Source organism: Natronococcus sp. A-GB7, from assembly GCF_029688865.1.
Classification (GTDB): Archaea; Halobacteriota; Halobacteria; order Halobacteriales; family Natrialbaceae; genus Natronococcus.
The window spans coordinates 82646-101766 of the sequence record NZ_JARUKV010000018.1; the positions used below are offsets into that span (position 1 = coordinate 82646).

Consider the following 19121-nt stretch of genomic DNA (forward strand, 5'->3'; position numbering starts at 1 on the left):
GACTCCGTCAGCAGCGATCACGAGTGACGCCTCCTCAGTCGGCCTCGTACTCCGCCCAGATGTACCGCGTCGCGACGCTGCGGTGCGGGCGCCACGTCTCGGCGATCTCGCGCATCTCCGCGCGGGTCAGCTCCTCGCCGTCGTCGGCGTACAGGTTCTCGATCCCGCGGCGAACCGCCAGATCGCCGAGCGGGAGGATATCGGGTCGCTCGAGGACGAACAGGAGATACATCCGCGCGGTCCAGTCACCGATTCCCTTGATTTCGGTGAGCGCGTCGATCACCTCCTCGTTGGTGTGGTCGGTCAGGCCGGATCGCGTGTAGTCGTTCTCCTGGAACGCCTCGGCGGCGTTGCGGACGTAGCCGATCTTGCTGCGGGAGAGCCCGGCTTCGTACAGCGCGTCCTCGTCTGCGGCCATGACGGTCTCCGGTGTCACTTCACCGTCGAGTACGTCGAACACCCGCTCGCGGATCGCCGCCGCGCTGGCGGTCGACACCTGCTGGTTGATGATCGAAATACAGAGTCGCTCGTACTCGGTCCAGTCCGGCTCCTCGTAGGGATCGTGTCGCTCGACGATCTCCGCCATCACGGGATCCTGGCGGAGGACGGATTCAGCCTCTTCTCTCATGTAGTGTGTCCAGCGAAGGTACAGGACCGTGAACCCATATGTATCCCGCTTGCGCGGGGCCGATACTGGCCCCACGGCAACGGAGGGTCACTCGAGGTGGTGGTAGTCGAGTTCGTACCCCTCCTCGAGTGCCTCCCGGACCGACTCGCTCGGCTCGCCGACGCCGCGACGCCGGATCGAGAACCCGCCGCCGTCGACCGACACGACGAGGTTCGTCCGCCAGTCCGACGGCGTCTCCGGGTGGTCGGTTCGGTGGTGGGCGCCGCGGGACTCGGTTCGCTCGAGCGCCGTCCGGAGCAGGGCTTCGGCGGCGGTGAGGCTAACGGAGAGATCGACGGCGTACTCGAACGACCGCGAGGTGCGGTCGCCTTCGACCCTGAGATCCGCCGTTCGCGCACGCAGTTCGTCGAGCCGCTCGAGCCCCTCGCGGAGCCCCGCCTCGTCGCGGAGGATTCCCGCGTGTTCCCACAGGAGCTCGCCGAGTTCCTCGAGGAGGGCCTCCGGAGTATACTCGCCGTCGGCGGCCGAGAGTGTCTCGAGCGCCCGGAACTCGCGCTCGGCGAGCGCGCGCTGTCCGTCCTCGACGGCCGGCTCGCGGTCGTCGGGGGTCACCGCGCTCGCGACGTGCTCGCCGACGAGCTTTCCGATCGCGACGGTCTCGGCCAGCGAGTTCCCGCCGAGACGGTTCGCGCCGTGGACGCCAGCGACGGCCTCGCCGACGGCGTACAGCCCCTCGACGCCGGTCTCGCCGGTCTGGAAGTCGATGTCGACGCCGCCCATCGTGTAGTGGGCCGTCGGCGCGACCTCCATCGGCTCCTCGGTGATGTCGACGCCCAGCGACTCGAAGCGTTCGACCATCGACGGGAGTCGGTCGCGAACGTAGTCGTCGTCTCGATGGGAGATGTCGAGATAGACGCCGCCGTTCTCGGTTCCCCGTCCCTCACGGACCTCCCGAGCGATCGCCCTGGCGACGACGTCCCGGGCGTCGAGCTCCATCTGGTCGGGCGAGTACCGCTTCATAAAGCGGTCTCCCTCCGCGTTGTAGAGCCGACCGCCCTCGCCGCGAACCGCCTCGGTCACCAGGCGGCCGTCCCACTCCTCGCCGTAGCGCTCGCCGACCATCCCCGTCGGGTGGAACTGGACGAACTCGGTATCGAGCAGTCGCGCGCCGGCCTCGAGCGCGAGCGCCTGGGCGTCGCCGTTGTTCTCGTCGTCCCGCGAGGAGTGACGGTTGTACAGGGCCGAAAAGCCGCCCGCGGCGACCACGACGTGCTCGCTCCGGAAGAGCAGGCCGCGACCGGTCTCCATGTCGAAGCCGACGGCTCCCGATACCCGCCGGCCGTCCGAGAGCAGCCGCGTGATCATCACGTTCTCCCGGTAGGGTATCTCGAGTTCCTGGGCCCGGTCGATCAGCGTCCCGAGCATCGCCTCGCCGGTGCGGTCGCCGACGAAACACGTGCGTCGATACGACTGAGCGCCGAAGTAGCGCTGGTTGATCTTCCCGTCGTCGGTGCGATCGAACGGCATCCCCCACTCCTCGAGTTCGCGGATCCGATCGGGCATCTCTCGAGCGGTGAGCTCGACGGCTTCGGGATCGTTCAGGTGATGGCCCTCGTTCAGCGTGTCCGCCGCGTGGATCGCCCAGTCGTCCTCGGGATCGAGCGAGCCCAGCGCGGCGTTGATGCCGCCGGCCGCCCACGTCGTGTGTGCGTCGCCGTGATCGCGCTTGCCGATCACCAGCGGCTCGACGCCCGCCTCGGCGAGCGAGATCGCGACGCGTGCACCCGCAGCTCCGGCGCCGACGACGAGCACCGGCGTCGTGACGACGTCGTACTCGAGGGCGTCGGCGTCGATTTCCACTTCCCCGTCGATACGGTTCTCGACGCCCGCGACGTCGGTCGCGATCGTCGACTCCCCGCCGTCGCCGCTCGGTGTTCGTTCCATACGTGAGTCTGGGTGCCGAGCGGATTTAGGTAACGACCCAAACGATGCAACGGCAGTTTTCGTGGCGCTAGGGTGGTTCTACGGCGACATTCGCTCCCCGCTCGGTTCAGTCGACGGCCGGACGTTTACGGAGGTCGTTCGCGTACCCGAGAACCGATGCAGCCGGTCGTTCACCTCGTCGTTGGCTACCTGTGTTACGCGGCGTACACGCGTCTCTCTCGGGGCGAGGCGCCGGCCGAGGCACCGGCCCTCGCCGCGATCGCCGGCGCGGCGCTGCCCGACGTCCTCGACCAGTCGCTGTACCACGCGGGGCTCACCCCGGTCGGACGCACCGTCGGCCACTCGCTGCTGTTCGCGATTCCGGTGATCGCCGCCGTCTGGCTGCTGACCCGACGGCGCGACCGCAGGATACTGGGTGTCGCCTTCGCCATCGGCTACGGCTCTCACACCGCGACGGATATCCCCTGGCACGTGCTCGCGGGCGACTACCACGAACTCGGCTTTCTCCTCTGGCCGATCACGCACATGCCCGAGTACTCCGGGGTCAAGCCCCTCGGGACGGTCCCCGGCCTCGGCCTCGAGGCGACGACGCTGTGGCTCGAGGCCGTCATCTTCGTGGCGGGCATCGCGCTCTGGCGAGCCGACGGCTATCCGGGGACGGCGCCGATTCGGCGGGCGCTCGGCCGGTCGTGACGGAGCCCACGCTCGAGGCTGGTGGCGCACGATACCTCGCTACTACCGATAGTCCGCGACTCCCTCGAGAACGACCGATCCGCCGACCAGTCCGAGAGCGACCGCCAGGGAGAACGAGCGGGGGATTCCCTCGAGCACAGACGAGACGATGATCCCACCGACGCTGACGAATACCACGACCAGTAGGATCCCGAGCAGACGGTATCGCCGAAAGGCATGGTCGGCCGATCGGCCGAGCGGCGTCCGCTCGGCGACGAACCACGCTGCACCGACGACAGCGACACCCCCGAGGAGGCCGGCGACTATCCGGACCGAGAACCACGTCGACGCCTCGAGTCCGATCTCCGCGACGATCAGGGTGAGGAACGCGACGTACACACCGTACCTGATCACCGATGTCCCGGATCTGACGAGTGAACGTCGGCGCAACGGCGTTCGAGTTCCGTCGCTGATGTCGTCCGCCATTACTCCACACTTGGTTTATCGGGGTAAAAATATTAGCAGCCGATACGGACACAGCTTTGGTACCAGAGAGGGGCGCAAAACTCGTGTTACAGCCAGGCGAAGTATGTAGCCAATCCTCTCCCACCGTTCTTGTAGAGCCGTTGCCAGTAGGTGGCTGATCTCACCCAGCGCTGCATCAATAAGCTTCCGTGCGCTCGACACCGTCTGTTTGACGAAGTGAAAGAGAGTCTTCTGAACAGAAGTCTCTCCCCCGTTTTGATGCAATCCTTCTAGTAAACTGTGGCGGTTCAGCTAGTGGATTGAGTAGAACCATCAGAATAGATATTGGATCCGATTTTTATTTTCGTCTCAACTTTATATCCAATACCAATCAATGTATGTCTGTAATGTCTAATGAAATAGACATTCCCGATTTCAGTAAACTTGACAGACGAAAAGCTCTGGAGACTCTTGCTACCGCTGGAACTGGAGCAATTCTCATCCCAGGTATAGCATCCGCAGACCCAGAACAAGGAAAAACTAATAGTCGGAACAACAAAAATAAGGGTATAGAAGAGAAACTTAGTGAAGAGTATCTTGCTGAGTTGGATGATAGTGATATTGGGGTGGTAAAAAACCTAGCTACTGACGATATAGAATTCGCAACCACAACTGACACCCAATCATCTGAATACGATATTCAGCCAACTACGCAAAGAGAAATAGAACTCCTTCCAGAAAATGACTATTTGTACTTGAGTCTGGCACTCGCAGATGGCCCCTCATCCGTTGAATTACGTTTTGCTAATTCGGTTCTTATCGAAGGGAATCTTCCGAATGGTTCCTTCTCGAAGCGCAGAATGTGTGGTGATGTGGGTTTCGCACATGGATGCATGGAAATGACGTACTGGGATGAGCCCACCAACGATTTCTATTACGAAATCGATGTAGATTACTGGAGTGGATCTTGGAACAATATTCACATCTCGAACGTGGTTGACCTAGACGACCCAGATCCATAGTTATAGAACGTTGTTTTGTCTGCCGTGTTGAATAGCGGTCTCTGAGATTGGAAATGACTATTCGATTTGTGAGATTGCTTCCCTCAACGTCTTACAAGAGCGGCCAGCCCCACTCCCTCGATAAGGACACTGCTGTTCAACACAGCGATTTTATTCTACTTTGGGAATTTGCGATAAATAAGTTCTGCACCCACTACTTCGATGATATCGGTTAGATACCATCACATGACACGTCCCATTTAATTCCGAAATCTCATATTGACGCGTAATAATTATGGCTCTATAGAGATGGAAAATTCGCGCTCACTATGGTGGTATGTAATTCTGGCAGGGGTAGCAGCACCCGTTGTGTTATATGTTCTAATCTTCATCACTGGCGGCGCAGTGGTATTTGGTTACATTCATTTTGGCATGGTTCTATTTGATATGTTATTATTAGTGGGAGTTGTTTTGTTTTTTCCTGTGCTATTATTCCCGCTCGCACTGTACTTCGATGGAAAATATCTTCAAAATACAGACATCGAATGGGAACCGAACATGATTTGGTATATCTTTGGCGGAGTCGCAGGTTTTGTTGTTCCCTTACTTCATCAAATAACTGGTATCCTCTATCTCTATAACCGACGCAAGTTTGCTAGTCGCCCTGACGATGTTTGATATCAACTTTTGACCGGAGCGGTCTCAAATCACACCAGGTCGACTGAAACGTCATCGTTCAGGGGTAGCACAGACGGCGGCACCGAAGACACCGCTATAAACATCCTGAGTCGCGAGCAGATGTAGTGCGTGATCCAAAAGCATCTGCAGGTAACAGGTCAACCTGTTCGGATCCGGCAGCCAAACAAGAAGCCGTATCCCAAACTACCGGTATTCTTGCCGAGAACGTCCCTTCGATCAGCTATACACGAGACCTAGCCTGCTTCGGACGCCGCCGAGCGAAACAATAGTTTTCTCCTCGGCCTTCGTCTGCGAGAACGAATGCGACGCGACGACGACGACACGTACCTCGAGTACTACCTGAGTCGGCGGTGGCTCCGGGATCGGGTAGCCGTCCTCGCCATCGTTTTCGTCGGTTTCCTCGTCGTTCAGTGGGTTGGCCTTGGACTTCCCGACCTTGGCCCGTTCTCGGGGTCACCGCGAGGCCCCGCGATCCTCCTCGTCGCCGTGCTCGTTACCGGAATGTGGCTCGTCCTTGCCGTCATCGGTGCGATCGGACTGGTTCGCCGGCTCCGGCCCTGATCCTCACTCGGCGAGTTCGTCCGCATCCGGCGTTTCGGGTTCGACGCCCGCGAGTCGCATCGCGTTACCCGTCACCCCGAGGCTCATCCCCATGTCGCCGATGACGACCGCGTGGATGACGGTCACGATCCCGAACGGCGCGCCCGCGGCGAGGACGGCCTTGACCGCCAGACTCGACCAGACGTTCTGGCGGATGACGCCGTTGGCTTTCCCCGAGAGCGCGTAGAGGTAGGGCAGCCGCGTGAGGTCGTCGCCCATCAGCGCGACGTCGGCGGTCTCAAGCGCCGTGTCGGTTCCCGCGGCACCCATCGCGATCCCCACCTCCGCGGTCGCGAGCGCGGGCGCGTCGTTGATGCCGTCGCCAACCATGACCACCCGGCTCTCACCGCGCTCTCGTTCCAGTTCACGAATCAGCTCGAGCTTCTCGTCGGGCAGCAACTCGGCGTGGTACTCCTCGATTCCGACCTCCTCGGCGATCGCGCGGGCGGTCCCCTCGTTGTCGCCGGTGAGCATCACGACGCGGACGCCCTGCTCCTGTAACCGGGAGACGGCCCAGGCCGCGTTCGGGCGGACGCGGTCGGCGACGCCGACGACGCCGATCGGTCCCTCGTCGGTGCCGACGATCACGACGGTCTTCCCCTCCGCCTGGAGGTCGGGGACGACGTCGCCGAGGACGTCCAGGCAGCCCTCACGGCTGCACTGTGAGTCGGCGTCGACCTCGTAGCCCATCGATTCGAGGACGACCCCGCCGTCGGTCGCGTGGGTGTGCTCGAGGTCGGCCAGTCCCTCGAAGAGGTCGGGCTTGCCGACGTAGTGAGTGGTGCCGTCGACGTCGGCGCGGACGCCCTTCCCCGTGAGCGCCTCGAACGCGGAGACGTCATGACCGTCTGGCTCGAGTCCTCGCTCCTCGGCGTAGCCGACGATCGCCTGCCCGATCGGATGCTCGCTTCGGTGCTCTGCGGCGCCAGCTCGGCGAAGGACCTCGTCCTCGCTGGCGCCCTCGAGCGGAACGACGTCGGTCACGGAGAGCTCGCCCGTTGTCAGGGTCCCGGTCTTGTCGACCGCGAGGACGTCGCTCTCGCCGACGGCCTCGAGGTGGCGCCCGCCCTTGATCAGCACCCCGTTCTTGGCGGCGCTCGTGATCCCCGAGACGACGCTGACGGGCGTCGAGATCACCAGCGCGCAGGGACAGGAGATCACGAGCAGCGTCAGGCCGACGATGAACCAGTAGTTCCAGGAGGCGCCGAACGCAAGCGGCGGGACCACCGCGGCCGCGACTGCAAGCGCCACGACGATCGGCGTGTAGACGCTCGCGAACCGGTCGATGAACTGCTCGCGCTCGGTCTTCTCGCGCTCGGCGTCCTCGACCATGCGGACGATCCGGGCGATCGTCGACTCGTCGGCCTCGCTCTCGACGTCGACCTCGAGGTAGCCCGACTCGAGGATCGTCCCAGCGTAGACCTCGTCGCCCGACTCCTTGTCCTCGGGAACGCTCTCGCCGGTAATCGGCGACTGGTCGACCGCGCTGGATCCCTCGATGACGCTGCCGTCGGCCGGGATCTTCTCGCCGGGCCGGACGACGACGCGGTCGCCGACCGCGAGCTCGTCGACCGGAAGCGTCTCCTCGGTGCCGTCCTCGCGGCGCACCGTGGCGGTGTCCGGCGAGAGATCCATCAGCTCCCGCAGGGAGTCCCGGGCGCGGTCCATCGAGAACCGCTCGAGCAGCTCCGCGACCGAGAACAGCACCGCGAGGATCGCCCCCTCGAAGGGGTGGTGGGCCGCGACGCTGGCGACGATCCCGACGCTCATCAGGAAGTCGATGTCGAGGCTCCGATTCCGTGCGGAGTAGTAGCCGTTGCGCAGGATCGGCGTCCCGGCGACGACGACGGCCGCGATGAACAGGACGTGCGAAACCGCGTAGGTCCTGCCCGCAACCGTTCCAAGGGCGGGGTCGAGCGCGGGAAGGACGAACTCGAGGACCATCCCGATTGCCACGAGAACGGCACCGATCGCCGTGCCGACGGCCCGGCGACTCCGCCAGATCGCCGCCGGGTCGGCGATCCCGGCGTCCTCGTCGCCGATCGGCGTCGCCTCGTACCCCGCGGATTCGATCGCCTCGACGACGGTTCCGGTGTCGGCCCCCTCGCCCGTCGCGACGGTCACCCGACCGGTCGCGGGACGGGTCTCGACCTCGCCGACGTCCTCGAGGTCGGCCAGCGCGTTCTCGACTTTCGTCGCGCAGGTGGGACAGTCCATCCCTGGGACCGAGAGCGTGAGCTCCGCGGCTGCGGACTCGACCGCGTAGCCGGCCGCGCGGACGCGCTCGCGGATCGCCGCCTCGTCGGTTCGGGTAGGATCGTACTCGACGACGAGGCGACCGCTGGTGACGCGGGGATCGATCTCATCGACCCCCTCGAGGCGTTCGACGCTGTTCTCGACCTTGTCCGCACAGGTCGGACAGTCCATCTCGGGAACCCGCAGCTCGAGGGTACGACTCGAGCCGGACGGGGCGACGGCGTCGGTCATCACTCCCAGGTAATCGGTCGACCGGGATACGGATTATTTGGCGTGCGCCAACTTCCGTCCTCAGAGCGTCGTCTCCGATCCGGGCGCTGCCAGCGACTCGGAAAGCTCTTGATCGACGAACGCGTTCGCGAGGGCGGCCTCGGCCCGGCGGAGTCGATAGGACAGCGTCGAGCGCGGTACGCCGAGTTCCTCGGCGAGCGCCGAGAGCTCGATTCGGCGCGGCGTCTCGTAGTAGCCCCGCTCGACGGCCGCCCGCAGCGCCTCGCGTTGCTCGGTCGGGAGCGAGTCGTCGTCGGTATCGTCGCGGCGGTCCGGATCGAGCTCCGTCAGCCGAAGCATCTCCATTCCCGTACACTCGCCGACCTCCTCGCCTAAGGCGTCGAAGAAGTCGTGAATCGGCGCGTCGCTCGCGAGAACGATCCGCCAGCGGTACCGGCGGCCCTCGCGGTAGGTCTCGAACAGGAGCCCGTCGCCGAGGTGTTCGAGCGCGACGTGGGGAACCGACGTGCAGACGTCGGTGCGGTCCCAGTAGGTGTAGACAACGAGCTCGTCGCTCGAGCGATCGAGGATCTGTGTCTCGCAGTCGGCGCCGCAGTCGTCCTTGACCAGACAGTCCGCGAAGTACTCCGCGTTCGCGTAGGCGTCCTCGAGCGCCGCCAGCGCCTCCGGAGGGCCTTCGGCGTGGTCGACCCGCCAGAGGCTGTCCTCGGTAGCGTGGTACGACAGCGACCTGATCGACGCGTCCGGGTGCTCGGCGAGTACGTCGGCGACCGGGTTCGTCCCCGGATCGTACTCGAGGGCGAAGACGAACTCTCTCATGTGCGCTCTAGGGGATCAGGGGAAAAAGGGTTCCCGGTCGTTCGCGTAAAAAGAGGAGTGATCCGGACGTGATCGGGTGGCTCCGCGGACTGTGGGCGTTCTACCTCGCGTATACGAAAACGGGAACCCACGCGGCCGCAGCCGCGGGGCTGGCCATCTTCGGCCTGCTCGTGTTCGTCGACGACGCGTTCGCCGTCCTCGCCATCGCCGCGTACGTGCTTCCCCCGGTGATCCTCTACGTCCGTGCGGACGGGATGCCGAAGACGTCCGAATCCGACGGGACGTCGGCCGAAACCGCGAACGGTCGGAACGATCGTCGGTCCGAGCGACCGACGATCGTAACCGATGGACGAGCCGGCCACACGACGGCAACCGCTCGACGTCGAGGCGGTGACGGTGACACGGATTCCGATGGCGACGACGGGGATACCGACTCCGATAGCGACGACGGAGATACTGATTCGGATCGAGACGACGGTGACACCGACTCCGACGGCGACGACGGCGATACGGACTCCGACAGCGACAACTGAGATTTCTCCGCCAACCGCCGAAACGGCCGGTTCAGTCCGGCGAGGCGGCAACGAACTGTCCGTCCTCGTCGAACTCGAGCGGTTCCGGCTCGCTTACGACCCGGAGGTCCTCGCGTTCGCGTGCGGCCTCGAGCAGCGGCGCCGAGGCGTAACACTGCTTTAGACGCATCGTGTCGGTCACTCTGAGGACGCGGGCCTCCTCGCCCGAGACGGGACCGATCGTCCCGAGGCTCGCGACCAGTCCCGCCCGGTCGGTCTCGACCACGGGCGGGAGACGAACCCCGCGGACCGTACTCGCGGTGATCGCGTTGATGAGCGACTTCGACCAGTCTAACCCTGCCAGGATGTCGCGGTGGGCGAAGTCGGCCTGGCCCATCCCCATCGCGTTCCCCTTCGTCTTCTCGGTGAACCCGCGGACGAAGATGCGCTTCACGTCGGCCGTCTCGGGTTCGGGTTCGTTGATCGTGAAGTGGCGCCGTCCCGTCACGTTGGTGTCCATCCCCTGCCCGCTGACGTCCTTGCCCAGCTGGTCGACGACGAGGACGTCCAGCTCCTCGAAGGGGAGTTTCGGCATGAGCTCCCAGGCTAACTCGAGCAGTTCCTCCTCCCGCTCGAGAAAGCCCGACGGCGGCACGCCCTCGATGTGGGTCGTCTCGTCGTGTTGGTCCTCGACGATCGCGACGCCGCCGGCGACGGGCAGCGACTCGAGGAGGCGGTCGGTGATCTCGGGAAGCATGTTCCGCAGACTCCAGTCGACGGCCCAGTCGTGGGCCATCTTGGCCCCGCGCTGTTTGCCCATCCCGATGACGAGCATCTTCGAGAGCCCGCTCTCGACGTCCCCGCCGAAGTCGGTGTGGGGCTTGATGCGGTTCACCGGAACGATCGCGTCGGCCTCGACGGCGTGAGCGTCCGCGTACACTGGGACCTTCCGTTCGGGCGTCTCGCCGACCGTGACGACCTCCATCGTCGCCCGGATCTCGCAGCCGACCGCCTCCTCGGTGACCCCGAGCGTCGCGAGTTTCTCGCGTTGGCCCTCCGCAGTCGCCCCGCCGTGGCTCCCCATCGCCGGGAAGACGAACGGTTCGTACCCTCGGTCCCGCAACCCGTCGACGACGCCGCCGACGATCTCGGGGAGGTTGTCGATGCCGCGGCTCCCGGCGCCCACGGCGACCTCGCCACCCGCGGGAACGTCCTCGAGTTCGAGGTCCCCGACCGCCGCGGCCGCCTCGTCGGCGACGGATTCGGGCGCGATCGGGTCGGTCTCCCAGCGCTGCTCGAGGACGCCCATCTCCGGAAGCGCGACGTCCCCGCAGGCGGTTCGGACCGTCGACTCCGATACCGTGAGATCATCGATCATGCACGAACAGTGCGGGGAGAGGGAGAAAAACGTACCGAGGGTTCGGGTCGGTCGGCGGTCGGTGTCGAGCGCGTTCTCGGAGCGGTTAGAATCCCTTGCCGAGCATCTCGCGGGCGATAACGTTCTTCTGGATCTCGCTGGTTCCCTCGTAGATCTGGGTGATCTTCGCGTCGCGGTAGAACCGCTCGACGGGGAAGTCGTTGACGTAGCCGGCGCCGCCGTGGATCTGGACGGCCTCGTCGGCGACGTCGACGGCGACCCGGGAGGCGTACTCCTTGGCCATCGAGGCGAGCTTGGTGATGTCCTCGCCCTGGTCGACCATCCAGGCGGACTTGTAGGTCAGGTTGCGTGCGGCCTCGGTGTCGGTCGCCATCTCGGCGAGCTTGTGCTGGATCGCCTGGAACTCCGAGATCGACTGACCGAACTGCTCGCGGTCCTGGGCGTAGTCGAGAGCCGCGCGGGTCGCCCCCTTTGCGATGCCGACGCCCTGGGCAGCGACTGCCGTCCGGGTCTCGTCGAAGAACTGCATCTGCTGCATGAACGCGGCGTCTTTCGTTCCGACGAGGTTCTCCTCGGGGACGCGGACATCGTCGAAGATGAGTTCGGCGGTGTCGGAGGCTCGAATACCGAGCTTGCCGGTGATCTTCTCCGCCGAAAAGCCGTCGCGGTCGGACTCGACGATGATCTGGCTGAACCCGTTGTACCGCCCTTCGGCGTCGGGGTTGGTCTCACAGAGCACGACGAAGAAGTCGCCGACGGTGCCGTTGGTGATCCACATCTTGTTGCCGTTTACCACCCACTCGTCGCCGTCCTTCTCGGCCCGCGTCGAAACCGAGGAGACGTCGGAGCCGGTGTCGGGCTCGGAAATCGCCGCGCCCGAGATCTTCTCGCCCATCGCGACGGGCTCGAGGAACCGTTCCTTCTGGTCTTCCGTCCCGAAGTTCATGATCGCCTCGCAGCCGAAGGAGGTCGAAACGATCGAGAGCGCGATGCCGGGATCATAGGAGAACAGCTCCTCGGTGATGATCGCGGTGTCGAGGATGGAGTAGCCGGCCCCGCCGTAGTCCATCGGGATGTAGGCGCCGGTTAGCCCCATCTCGGCCGCTTCGTCGATGATGTCGTGGGGATACTTCTCTTCCTCGTCGTACTCCTGGGCGACGGGAACGATCTCGTTCTCCGCGAATCGCGTGACCTCGTCGCGGATCTGCTGCTGTTCTTCGGAGAGCCCGAATTCCATGGACGATAGTTATCTATGATCCGGTAAAGGTGTTTGTAACCGGAAGTAAACGGAACTGTAGTTTCATTTACTAGAGAGGGAAACGTTCAAACGGGTCCGCATCGCATACGATACCATGGAGATCGACGATATCAACACCGTCGCAGTTCTTGGAGCGGGTAACATGGGTCACGGTATCGCGGAGGTCGCCGCGATGGCCGGCTACGACGTCGCCATGCGCGATATCAAAGAGGAGTTCGTCCAAGACGGCTACGACCAGATCGAGTGGTCGCTGAACAAACTCGCCGAGAACGACCAGCTCTCCCAGGAGGAAGCCGACGCCGCCCTCGAGCGCGTGACGCCGCTGGTCGACATGGAGGAAGCCTGCGGAAACGCCGATATCGTCATCGAGGCCGTCCCCGAGAAGATGGAGATCAAGAAGGACGTCTACTCGGAACTCGAGGCGGCCGCACCCGATCACGCGATCTTTGCGACCAACACCTCGAGCCTCTCGATCACTGAACTCGCCGACGTCACCGAGCGACCGGCGCAGTTCTGTGGGATGCACTTCTTCAACCCGCCGGTCCGGATGCCGCTGGTCGAAGTGATCTCGGGCGCCGAGACCGACGAGGAGACCCTCGAGGTCGTCGAGTCCCTGGCCGAGGAGTTCGACAAGTCGCCCGTGCGCGTCCACAAGGACTCGCCCGGTTTCATCGTCAACCGCATCCTCGTTCCCCTGATGAACGAGGCCTGCTGGCTCGTCGAGAACGACGAGGCCTCCATCGCCGAGGTCGACTCGACGACCAAGTACGGGATGGGGCTGCCGATGGGCAGCTTCGAACTCGGCGACCAGGTCGGCAACGACGTCAGCTACCACGTCCTCGAGTACATGCACGAGGTGCTGGGCGAGGCCTACGAGCCGTGCCCGCTGCTCGAGCGCAAGGTCGAAAACGAGGAACTCGGCAAGAAGACCGGGAAGGGATTCTACGACTACGAGGACGGCGACGGTGCCGATATCCCGACCGACGAGCAGTCCGACCTCGTCGAGAAGCGACTCGTCGCCACGATGGCCAACGAGGCCGCGAAGCTGATCGGCGGCGACGTCGCCCCACCCGAGTCGATCGACGAGGCGACGAAGCTCGGCGCGGGCTTCCCCGACGGCCCCGTCAAGCTGGCCGACGAGTTCGGCCTCGAGAACGCCCTCGAGGCCCTCGAGGACGCCTACGAGGAGACGGGCCACGAGCGGTACGCACCCGCTGACTACCTCGAGGAGCGAGCCTCCGAGGGCGGGTTCTACGAGACCGGCGAGGACGGGGACGGCGCCCTCGAGTTCGACGCGATCCGCGTCGAGTACCCCGGCGACATGGTCGGTCACATCGTGCTCGACCGACCACACCGCATGAACACCATCAGCGAGGCGCTGCTCGACGAACTCGAGGACGCGATCGAACTGCTCGAGGACGACGACGAGGTCCGATCGATCCTCCTCACCGGCGAGGGTGACCGCGCGTTCTCCGCGGGTGCGGACGTTCAGAGCATGGCCGCGGGCGGGGCGGACCCGGTCGCGACCACCGAACTCTCGAAGCGCGGCCAGGACGTCTTCGGGAAGCTCGAGGCCTGCGAGATGCCCGTCGTCGCCGGCATCGACGGCTACTGCCTCGGCGGCGGGATGGAGCTATCGATGTGTGCCGACCTCCGCGTCGCCAGCGCCGGTTCGGAGTTCGGCCAGCCCGAACTCGACCTCGGTCTCATCCCCGGCTGGGGCGGCACCCAACGGCTCTCCGCGATCGTCGGCGAGGGCCGCGCGAAGGAGATCATCCTCACCGCCGATCGCTTCGAAGCCGAGACGATGGAGTCGTACGGGTTCGTCAACGAGGTCGTCGACGGCGACGAGCTCGAAGCGCGCGCACTCGAGCTGGCGACCGACCTCGCCGGCGGACCGCCGATCGCCCACCGGTACGCCAAGCGCGCGATGCTCGCCGGCCGCGACGACACCGACGCCGGGCTCGCCTACGAGTCCTCGGCGTTCGGACAGCTGATGGCGACCGACGATCTGATGGAGGGGATCACGGCGTTTATGGGCGACGGGGAGCCGGAGTTCGAAGGGAAGTGAACTAACGGGTCCGCCGTCGCTACCGTTATCGATCCGATCTCACCGACGATTTCCGCAGCAGCCGTTCGCAGGCAGTCGGTCTCCGTTCGGTCGCGAGATTTATCACACGGAGCAACTATTTATGATGCGTGGCTGTAATCGATGATGGAAACGGAGGGCAATCCTATGCGTAACGAGCGGCGCGTGCTCGTCGTCGACGATGAGTCACAGCTTGCAGATCTCTTTGCAACCTGGCTCAGTTCCGAGTGGACGACCGAAACGGCCTACGACGGGGCGGGCGCGCTCGAGACGCTGGACGAGTCGTTCGACGTCGTCCTCCTCGACCGACGGATGCCGGGCCAGTCCGGCGACGAGGTGCTCGAGCGGATCCGCGAGAACGGGTACGACTGCCGGGTCATCATGGTCACGGCGGTCGATCCAGACTTCGATATCATCGAGATGGGCTTTGACGACTACCTCGTCAAACCCGTTTCGAAGGACGAACTCCTCGAACTGGTCGAGTCGGTCGCCAACCGGTCGGCCTACCAGTCGGCGGTCCAGGACTACTACGCGCTCGTCTCGAAGAAGGCGCTGCTGGAATCCGAAAAGGAGGACTCCGAGCTCGCGGACAACGAGGAGTACCAGGAGCTCTGTAGCCGGATCGACGAGCTCGAAGGGCAACTCGACGAGACCGTCACGGAGTTCTCGACTCACGACGACTTCGTCGGAGCGTTCGAGGATATCTGAGCCGCCGGTCGAACCTCCGCAAGCCGGTCCCGATGCGCTCGGAGCGCTCGTCCCGTTTCCCGAGACGTTCGAGGCGCCGGGAATCGGCTCAGGGAGCCTGCCCGTAGATCAGGTTCCGCTGGACCTCGTTGGCTCCCTCGTATATCACTGGAATCCGTGCGTCCCGGTAGACCCGGGCGATCCGTCGCTCGTCCAGAACCGACCGACCGCCGTGGAACTGCATCCCCTGCTCGGAGACGTCGACGGCCGCCTCGGTCGCCGTCGTCTTCGCCAGCGCCGCCCAGTAGCCGGCCTGGTCGTTGTTCGCGACCTTTTCGCATGCTCGCCAGGTGAGCGAGCGCGCGCTCTCGAAGTCGATCAACATGTCGGCGAGCCCGTGCTGGACCGCCTGGAACTCGTTTATCGTCCGGCCGAACTCCTCGCGGTCGTGACTGAACTCCCAGGCTTCCTCGATGGCGGCGGCAGCGATACCGAGACCGTGACCCGAGACGATCACGCGGCCGTGATTGAAGAAGTCGGCGAGCATCATGAACCCGGCACCCTCGTGACCGATCAGGTTCTCCTCGGGGATCCGGCAGTCGTCGAAGGTGATATGGGCCTGTTTGGAGGCTCGCATCGCCATCTTCTCGGGGATGTGTTCGGCCTCGTACCCCTCAGCGTCGGTCGGGACGATGAACATCGAGTGGTTGCCGTACCGATTGTCCTCGTCGTCGCCGGTGCGCGCGTAGAGGGTGATCCAGTCGGCTTCGACGCCGTTACCGATCCAGTACTTTTCGCCGTTGATGACGTACTCGTCGCCGTCTTTCTCGGCCCGAGTCTGCATCCCCGCGAGGTCGCTTCCCGTCTCGGGTTCGGAGACGGCCAGCCCCGAGATCTGGTCGCCCTCGGCGACCGGTCGGATGTACTCCTCGCACTGCTCGTCGGAGCCGTACTCGTAGGTGATTTCGCAGCCGAAACTCGCGAGTTGGAGGGTCAGCGCGATTCCGGCGTCGGCCCGGTAGAACTCCTCGGTGAGCGCGAGCAGCTGCGGGAGGTCGAGTCCTCGTCCGCCCCACTCCTCCGGAATGTCCTGTGCAACCAGATTCGCCTCCTGACCGGCCTCGAGGATCTCGTGTGGGTACTCGCCCGCCTGAAAGTACTCCTGGGCGTTGGGTTCGATGTGCTCGCGAGCGAACTCGCGGGCCTCGTCCTTGATGTCGTGTGCGTGCTCCGGAACGATACTGGAATCGAGAAGGTTCACAATCCCTTCCTCGTCGGGAACTCCCAAATAATCGATGCCCAACGGTGCAAGCCCACGCCGGGTCCGACTCGAGCTGGCTACCGATGTGAGGGAACGACCTCGTCCGTCGCGACGCTCGATCGCCGCCGCAGTCGTCGGATGTCCCAGGCGACGTCGGTGACGATGTGTGCGTAGAGTACCGTTCCCGTCACGAGCGCAAGCGACGCGTCCGCGAGCGCCGTCCCGGAGACGGCGAGTCCCGCGAGCAGCAGGTGGCTCAACAGCCGAGAGAGCGCGCCGACGTCACCGCGCTCGAAGATTCGGTCCTGATCGGTGAACGCGGCGATCGGGTCGGTGAGACAGAAGCGAAGGGAGTTCCACGTTCCGGTCTCGAGTCGAGCGATACCGAAGTGATCGAGGTCGATAGCGACGCCGACGACCGTCCCGTAGACGACGACCGCGACCGGGGGAACGATCACGCCGACGAGTTCGATCGAGCCGACCGCGATGACGACGACGCCGGAAACGACGAACGAGACGACTGCGTGGTGGATCGAATAAATAGCGACTCACCCGTCACCGCACACGCCGTCGAGACACTAAACGTCTCCCCGCTCAGCCGGCAAAGCCCGAAAGCAACCACTCGCCGTTCTCGCCTTCCTCGTCGGCAATCCCGGGCGCGCTGACGAGCACGAACGCGCTCTCGGCGTCGTCGTTGCGGATCTGTCGGGTCGACTCTGGGGGGATCCAGAGTGCGTCACCCGTCTCCATCTCCACCGGGTCGTCGTCGACGATCACGGTGGCTTTCCCCTCGATGAGGACGTACACTTCCTCGTGTTCGTTGTCGGCGTGATCGTGCGGCTGGCTCTTCCAGCCCGGATCGCAGCGCGCGACCGTGACGCCGACCTGTTCAGTCTCGAGGGGATCGCTGAGAAAGTGCATCGCGCTCGAGACCTGATCGACGTCCTCGTAGTTGACCTTGCGGTAAGACATGGGTGACCGTACGACGGGAACCCAGTAAAGGTACGCGTTCTTCGCACAGTTCGCGGCTCGAGATCGTTACTGACCGTGGCCGTCCTGCGAGATCGGATCGAAGCTGTCGACGGGGGTAACCGAGTAGTCGACGGTCAGGGCGTCCTTAGTCGCCCGGATCTTCCCGACGAACGTCGAGATGTCCTCGAGCTGTCCCTCCAGGACGAACAGCTCCATGCAGTAGTGGTCGCCGACGTGGCTGTGGAAGTTCGAGGCGACGAGATTCTCGTGTTCGTGTCTCAGCTGCATCATTCGCTCCTCGACGGTCGTCGTTTCGTAGTCGAAGAGGACGGTGACGATCCCCATCAGTTCCCGATCCTCGAGGCGAGTATCTTCGAACTCCCCCAGAAGGTTCCGAGACGCTTCCCTGACGACCTCGCTCCGGCCGGTGTACCCGTGTTCATCGGCGAACTCGTCGAGTCGCTCGAGGAGTTCGTCCGGCATCGAGACGCTAACGACTGCCATATAATAACTCGGTGGCGTCTGACTATTAAGGCTTACTATAGCGTAACTCTCGGGCGGCGGTTCGGACGCTGCACGCCCTCGAGCGGCGAAGCGGTAACGTAACGTTTTGACCGTCCAGAGTAAGGGTACGGTATGTTCCTCCCCCACCAGACCTGGCCTGACCTCGCCGACTACGTTGCCGACGAATCGCTCGCGGTCGTCCCGCTCGGCTCGACCGAACAGCACGGACCGCACCTCCCGGAGGGAACCGACTATCTGATCGCGGAGGCGCTCGCTCACGCGGCGACCGACCGCACGGACCACCTCTGTACGCCGGTGATCCCGGTTGGCGTGAGCTCTCACCACAGACAGTTTCACGGAACGATGTGGGTCGATCCGCCGGTGTTTCGGGACTACGTCGAAAACCTCTCCCGAAATCTCACCTACCACGGGATCGACCGGATCGTCTACGTCAACGCCCACGGCGGAAACGTCGCGCACCTCCGCGAGGTCGGCCGGCGGCTCCATCGGGACGGGACGGCCTATGCTATCGAGTGGATGTGGGACGAGTCGATTCCCGACCTGATTCGGGAGGTCTTCGAGACGCCGGGCCCCCACGGCGGTCCGAAGGAAACGGCGATGATCATGCACATCGCTCGAGAACTGGTTCGGGAGGACCGACTCGAAGACGCCCGGGACGGCGGCGCAACATTCGATTACGACGCCGAACGCGTCCACGGCGCGACGACGTTCTACGATTCGATCGAGAACAGTCCCAACGGCGTCTTCGGAGACCAGACCGACGCGACCCCCGAGATCGGCGCGGAGCTGTTCGAGGCGGCGACCGACCAGCTCGTCGCGTTGCTCGAGTGGCTCGACCGACAGCCCTTCGACGATCTCGTTCCGAAACCCCACGTCGAACCGAGACCCGACCGCGATCGCTGATCGCCGCGGCTTCTCGAGCGTGCCCGTGCCTTAATGTTCTGTTACCGGTTGTGTTCTCATCGTAACGCTGGTTCGGAATCGCATGACTGCAACGTGTTTGTCACTCCCTCCCGGCGACGGTGACGTTCGAAGGCCTTATGTAGTGGTCGGGGACTTGGTTATAGTACGAAGAAGATGAGGAGTTCACCCCTGCGGTCCGCCGCAAGATGAGTTCTGATGTA

At 64.0% G+C, this 19121-nt stretch carries 19 protein-coding genes; 8 read left to right on the forward strand and 11 right to left on the reverse strand.

The window, feature by feature from the left end; translation table 11 throughout:
- Nucleotides 1-34 precede the first annotated feature (34 nt).
- Both QA609_RS16335 and QA609_RS16340 read right to left on the reverse strand, forming a co-directional pair.
- Nucleotides 35-628, reverse strand: coding sequence for a DNA-3-methyladenine glycosylase 2 family protein (locus QA609_RS16335; RefSeq protein ID WP_278303671.1), 594 nt, complete (start codon nt 626-628; stop codon nt 35-37).
- A gap of 87 nt (nt 629-715) precedes the next feature.
- Nucleotides 716-2572 carry an FAD-dependent oxidoreductase gene (locus QA609_RS16340; RefSeq protein ID WP_278303672.1) on the reverse strand — a complete coding sequence of 619 codons (1857 nt, stop codon included), beginning with the start codon at nt 2570-2572 and terminating at the stop codon, nt 716-718.
- Between the two features lie 156 nt (nt 2573-2728).
- Here QA609_RS16340 and QA609_RS16345 point away from each other — a divergent pair, with 156 nt between their 5' ends.
- A complete protein-coding gene (locus QA609_RS16345) occupies nt 2729-3265 on the forward strand; it encodes a metal-dependent hydrolase (RefSeq protein WP_278303673.1) in 537 nt (178 codons plus the stop codon).
- A gap of 42 nt (nt 3266-3307) precedes the next feature.
- Here QA609_RS16345 and QA609_RS16350 read toward each other — a convergent pair whose 3' ends face one another.
- Entirely contained in the window at nt 3308-3730 is a 423-nt protein-coding gene (locus QA609_RS16350; protein ID WP_278303674.1) for a hypothetical protein, read from the reverse strand.
- 386 nt (nt 3731-4116) lie between these two features.
- Here QA609_RS16350 and QA609_RS16355 point away from each other — a divergent pair, with 386 nt between their 5' ends.
- From QA609_RS16355 to QA609_RS16365, 3 genes are all read left to right on the forward strand, one after another.
- A complete protein-coding gene (locus tag QA609_RS16355) occupies nt 4117-4731 on the forward strand; it encodes a hypothetical protein (RefSeq protein ID WP_278303675.1) in 615 nt (204 codons plus the stop codon).
- 288 nt (nt 4732-5019) lie between these two features.
- Nucleotides 5020-5388: a hypothetical protein gene (locus tag QA609_RS16360; protein ID WP_278303676.1), complete on the forward strand. Its 369-nt coding sequence runs from the start codon at nt 5020-5022 to the stop codon at nt 5386-5388.
- A 321-nt stretch (nt 5389-5709) separates the two neighbouring features.
- Entirely contained in the window at nt 5710-5970 is a 261-nt protein-coding gene (locus QA609_RS16365) for a hypothetical protein (RefSeq protein WP_278303677.1), read from the forward strand.
- 3 nt (nt 5971-5973) lie between these two features.
- On the opposite strand, the gene QA609_RS16370 is transcribed toward QA609_RS16365, so the two are convergent.
- Complete coding sequence (locus QA609_RS16370; protein WP_278303678.1) at nt 5974-8496, reverse strand: heavy metal translocating P-type ATPase; 2523 nt, start codon at nt 8494-8496, stop codon at nt 5974-5976.
- 60 nt (nt 8497-8556) lie between these two features.
- Entirely contained in the window at nt 8557-9315 is a 759-nt protein-coding gene (locus QA609_RS16375; RefSeq protein ID WP_278303679.1) for a helix-turn-helix domain-containing protein, read from the reverse strand.
- A 68-nt stretch (nt 9316-9383) separates the two neighbouring features.
- On the opposite strand from QA609_RS16375, the gene QA609_RS16380 reads away from it, so the two are divergent.
- Entirely contained in the window at nt 9384-9848 is a 465-nt protein-coding gene (locus tag QA609_RS16380; protein WP_278303680.1) for a hypothetical protein, read from the forward strand.
- 31 nt (nt 9849-9879) lie between these two features.
- On the opposite strand, the gene QA609_RS16385 is transcribed toward QA609_RS16380, so the two are convergent.
- Together QA609_RS16385 and QA609_RS16390 are read right to left on the reverse strand one after the other, a co-directional pair.
- Entirely contained in the window at nt 9880-11205 is a 1326-nt protein-coding gene (locus QA609_RS16385; RefSeq protein WP_278303681.1) for a lactate racemase domain-containing protein, read from the reverse strand.
- A gap of 85 nt (nt 11206-11290) precedes the next feature.
- Complete coding sequence (locus QA609_RS16390; RefSeq protein WP_278303682.1) at nt 11291-12442, reverse strand: acyl-CoA dehydrogenase family protein; 1152 nt, start codon at nt 12440-12442, stop codon at nt 11291-11293.
- 115 nt (nt 12443-12557) lie between these two features.
- Between QA609_RS16390 and QA609_RS16395 the strand changes: the two genes are divergently transcribed.
- A complete protein-coding gene (locus QA609_RS16395; protein ID WP_278303683.1) occupies nt 12558-14534 on the forward strand; it encodes a 3-hydroxyacyl-CoA dehydrogenase/enoyl-CoA hydratase family protein in 1977 nt (658 codons plus the stop codon).
- Between the two features lie 165 nt (nt 14535-14699).
- Nucleotides 14700-15260 carry a HalX domain-containing protein gene (locus tag QA609_RS16400; RefSeq protein WP_278303684.1) on the forward strand — a complete coding sequence of 187 codons (561 nt, stop codon included), beginning with the start codon at nt 14700-14702 and terminating at the stop codon, nt 15258-15260.
- 88 nt (nt 15261-15348) lie between these two features.
- Here the strand turns inward: QA609_RS16400 and QA609_RS16405 are convergent, their stop codons facing one another.
- The 4 genes from QA609_RS16405 to nikR all read right to left on the reverse strand — a co-directional run bounded on the left by QA609_RS16405 (nt 15349) and on the right by nikR (nt 17976).
- Nucleotides 15349-16500, reverse strand: a complete 1152-nt coding sequence (locus QA609_RS16405) for an acyl-CoA dehydrogenase (RefSeq protein ID WP_278303685.1) — start codon at nt 16498-16500, stop codon at nt 15349-15351.
- Nucleotides 16501-16577: 77 nt separating this feature from the next.
- Nucleotides 16578-16958 carry a hypothetical protein gene (locus tag QA609_RS16410; protein WP_278303686.1) on the reverse strand — a complete coding sequence of 127 codons (381 nt, stop codon included), beginning with the start codon at nt 16956-16958 and terminating at the stop codon, nt 16578-16580.
- A gap of 136 nt (nt 16959-17094) precedes the next feature.
- Nucleotides 17095-17472 carry a cupin domain-containing protein gene (locus tag QA609_RS16415; RefSeq protein ID WP_278303687.1) on the reverse strand — a complete coding sequence of 126 codons (378 nt, stop codon included), beginning with the start codon at nt 17470-17472 and terminating at the stop codon, nt 17095-17097.
- Nucleotides 17473-17538: 66 nt separating this feature from the next.
- Entirely contained in the window at nt 17539-17976 is a 438-nt protein-coding gene (nikR, locus tag QA609_RS16420; protein WP_278303688.1) for a nickel-responsive transcriptional regulator NikR, read from the reverse strand.
- 132 nt (nt 17977-18108) lie between these two features.
- Here nikR and QA609_RS16425 point away from each other — a divergent pair, with 132 nt between their 5' ends.
- Nucleotides 18109-18900, forward strand: a complete 792-nt coding sequence (locus QA609_RS16425; protein ID WP_278303689.1) for a creatininase family protein — start codon at nt 18109-18111, stop codon at nt 18898-18900.
- Nucleotides 18901-19121: the final 221 nt, after the last annotated feature.